General features: G+C 65.2%; 2 protein-coding genes. One reads left to right on the top strand and one right to left on the bottom strand.

Features of this window, described 5'->3' with window-relative positions; all coding sequences use genetic code 11:
- Positions 1 to 338: RidA family protein (locus EN884_RS37470; protein ID WP_164895493.1), on the top strand; the 338-nt coding region annotated here is incomplete at its 5' end.
- A 45-nt stretch (positions 339 to 383) separates the two neighbouring features.
- On the opposite strand, the gene EN884_RS37475 is transcribed toward EN884_RS37470, so the two are convergent.
- On the bottom strand, positions 384 to 813 hold a 430-nt coding region (locus EN884_RS37475; protein ID WP_128361205.1), incomplete at its 5' end, for a UTRA domain-containing protein.

An 813-nucleotide genomic window follows, 5' to 3' on the forward strand; every position in this document is an offset into this window, starting at 1 on the left:
TTCGTCGCATCGATGTCGGCCCGCGCATGAGCCAGATCGTCATCCATGGCAATACCGTCTATCTGGCTGGTCAGGTCGGCCAGCCAACCGGCAATGTCGCTTCGCAGACCAGGGACATCCTGGCGGCTGTCGACGAATTGCTGGCCAAGGCTGGCTCCGACAAGACCAAGATCCTGCAGGCGATCATCTGGCTGGCCGACATGAGCACCTTTGCCGAGATGAACGCGGAATGGGACAAGTGGGTGCCGCAGGGCAACACGCCAGCCCGCGCCACCGGCGAAGCAAAGCTCGCCGCCCCGGAATATCTGGTCGAGATTATTATTACCGCTGCGATTTGAGGCGTTGAAGCTGCCAATCTCCCCCCACGTGGGGGGAGATCAGCCTCACCCCTGCGGCCTGAACCTCGCCACCAGCGTGTGGCTCTCGGCCGCGTAGGTGAAGCGCACATGGGTGACCGGGTGCTCGGCGCTCCACGTCCGTCGCTCGACCACCAAGCAGGGCGCACCGGTTTCTATATCGAGTGCAGCCGCGATATGCCTGTCGGCGGCGACAGCGCGAATCCGGTGCTCGGCTTCGCTCCACGGCACGCGGCCAATCAGCCATGGTCCTGGTGCGGTGGCCACGAATTCCTCGTCCGCTGCCTCGGGCACGGCGGTGAGATTGATCAGCCGCTGTTCATGCGCGAACGGCCGCTCGCCGGCGAAATGACCGCACTCCAGCGCCAGCACCGGTCCGGCCACGCCGAGTTCCAGCAGCGCGCGATCCCCGGCGCTGCTGCGCCTTTTGTGTCGGGCGACGCGCTCGTAGCGATAG

The sequence above is a fragment of the Mesorhizobium sp. M7A.F.Ca.AU.001.01.1.1 genome, from assembly GCF_004022735.1.
Classification (GTDB): Bacteria; Pseudomonadota; Alphaproteobacteria; order Rhizobiales; family Rhizobiaceae; genus Mesorhizobium; species Mesorhizobium ciceri.